Origin of the sequence: Romboutsia sp. (assembly GCF_035470145.1) — a bacterium.
In the GTDB taxonomy this organism is placed as follows: Bacteria; Bacillota; Clostridia; order Peptostreptococcales; family Peptostreptococcaceae; genus Romboutsia_D.
Genome location: NZ_DATIRC010000007.1, coordinates 1 through 2,617, shown reverse-complemented (window position 1 = coordinate 2,617; position 2,617 = coordinate 1). Strand labels below are relative to the sequence as shown.

Here is a 2,617-nt window from a genome sequence, read left to right as displayed (position 1 = left end):
ATTTCGGTAGACCAACTAATACTACCATCTATCATCTTTTTCATGAAAAACAACCTATCATAAACAAATATTATCAAGATAATACGCTTTTATTAAGACAGGAGTACTTTGAATCTGAAAATTTACAAACTACCTTAGACTATCTGAAAAAGCAAAATGATTACATGTAATTTAATAAACTTTAAATTATAAGTATAAATTTATATTATTAAGACTATGGCTGATAAGCTATAGCTAGAACGTAGATAAAGTCTACGTTCTTTTGTTTTTGTCAATACTCTTTACGAGATGATAAATATGTTAACTGTGAGAATAGAAAATGAATAACTTTTAAAATTTATACAAACTGCTTATGAAGAAAAAGAAGGTGCAAATACATAAAATCAACACTTCAGATTACAGCAGAAATATACTAAATAGAGATTTTACAGCAAAAAATTTTTATCAAAATGGCTTACAGACGTAACAGAATTTAAGCATGGAGATGTAAAAAAGCATATTTAAGTGCAATCCTAGACCTTGGAGATAGAAGCATTGTTTTATATGTAATTAATCATTCTAACAACAATGAACTAGTATTCAAAACTTTACACTAACCTAGAGGCACATCCTATATTTTATAGCTATAATAGATATTTTAATAAGGTATAAAATATCGTTTTTTATAACTTAATTATGTGAAATCTGAGTTAGATGGTAAATCACATTCCACAAATTTAAAACATTCCTCAAACGTGATATTTCCTTAAATTTTGGTAGATGCTTTAATTAAGGTATTGTGTTTAACTTTCCATGTATGTTCATTAGAATCCTTAGATCTAAACAAAATATGATTGAACTTAGATATGATAAATATTTTAAATTCTTTTTCAATACTATCTATAAGAAAGTATTGATCTTCTCCAAGAGTAATATCTCTAAATTTTACTTTTTCAAATACTTCGTTTCTAAAGCAAATAATTGGTCCACCTATCCAGTCTACATATCTATTTTCTTTTCCATTCTTTGATGTTGATGTTCTTAATTCATTAAACCCTTCAAAATAATAATTTGATTTAGATTTTCCCACTATATCACACTTCTCATTTTGAAACGCGTTAAAATTCCTAAGCTTTTTCCATCTCCTAATAAGTCTTGAAATACTAATGGTTCTCTAAGCGTTGATATTATAAGGATTTCTATTATTCCTGCTAGCATTAAGATTGATAATTGATATTATATCATTGGCTTGTTGTAACTGGTAGGATTTGCTTTGATATTAATTTAGTTAAAGGGTATAATCTAGTTCCTAAACCTCTGGCTAGTATTATTACTTTCATAAGATGCCCTCATTAAATTGTACAAACTTACTTTGATTTAAATAGATAACTGTAATAAATGTATTGTTGATTTTGTTTCGGTAATTCTATATATAGTCTAAGTACCTTGCTACAAATGACTCACCATTCAAGCAAGGTGTAATTATGCTAACTTTTTTCCATTTGAGAAATGTACCTCCTAATATGCTTTTAAATTTCTTAATAATCTTGTAATACATGATAAAAACTGACTCAAATTAATTTATCGAGTCAGCCTTCTTATTAATTAATTCTAAAATTTATATAATTTTCCATATTATAATAGTGACAATTTTGATTAATAATACTACATCTTTGTAAATAATATTTTTCATTTTCTTGCCATGTATGACTTGATAAATCATCCCTTCTAACTACTGCATGATTAAATCTATTTGTAGAAAATATTTTAAATCCTTTTGCCATTGCTCCTTGTAAAAAATCAGCTATTTCGGATACATTCAATCTATCATTAAACCTTACTGCTTCATATACCTCTCTTTTAAAAATCATTGCTGACCCTGCAATAAGGTTTGTATACATATACTCTTTATTAGGATATCTTAAAGCTAATTTATTTGTATCTTTAAAGTATGCATAAAATGTATTTTTGCCTATTATTGATGCTTCTGTATAATCAAAGTATATCAATTCATCTTCTAAATAATACTTAGTATAAATATCGTCATCATCCATTTTACACATATAGTCATATTTAGCTCTATCAAGGGCATAATTCAAGCAACTGCCTAAAGGTGTTTTATTTGGTAATTTAAATATTCTTATATCTTCATTTGGATATTCTTTAGCTTTTTTCTCCCACTCATCTAATGTCATATTATCATTATTTAATATAATTATAAGTTCCTTATATGGATATGTTTGCTTTACAAAATTTACAAAAACCATATCCATATTCTTAGGCCTATTTGTACTAACTACTACACTTACTTTTTTAGTATCACCTTCTTTTATATTTAATCCTATTATATTACCTATATATTTTAATCTATCTGAATATTTATTTTGATCAATAACTTTCCTTATTCCTAATGCACCTAACTTATTTCTATAAAGTTCATCATTTATTACCTTTTCTAGGAATAGTTCAGCTTCTTTTTGGTTGTCTACAAACTTTACAACATCTGAGAATAACTTTTCAACTCCTTTTGAATAATTACTCATAATACAAGTTCCACATGCTAGACAATCAAATACTCTTCTTGAAAACATCGTGTTGCTATCTGTTATTGTATTAAGATTTATAGCTACATTATATT

The 2,617-nt window shown here is 26.2% G+C and carries 2 protein-coding genes and 1 pseudogene; all 3 read right to left on the bottom strand.

The window, feature by feature from the left end:
- Positions 1-745: 745 nt before the first annotated feature.
- On the bottom strand, positions 746-1,069 hold the full coding sequence (locus tag VLM92_RS00180; protein ID WP_325274337.1) for a hypothetical protein: 324 nt from the start codon (positions 1,067-1,069) through the stop codon (positions 746-748).
- A gap of 32 nt (positions 1,070-1,101) precedes the next feature.
- A pseudogene (locus tag VLM92_RS17295) lies at positions 1,102-1,319 on the bottom strand (sugar phosphate nucleotidyltransferase); the annotation flags it as partial.
- A gap of 261 nt (positions 1,320-1,580) precedes the next feature.
- On the bottom strand, positions 1,581-2,617 hold a 1,037-nt coding region (locus VLM92_RS00170), incomplete at its 5' end, for a glycosyltransferase (RefSeq protein WP_325274336.1).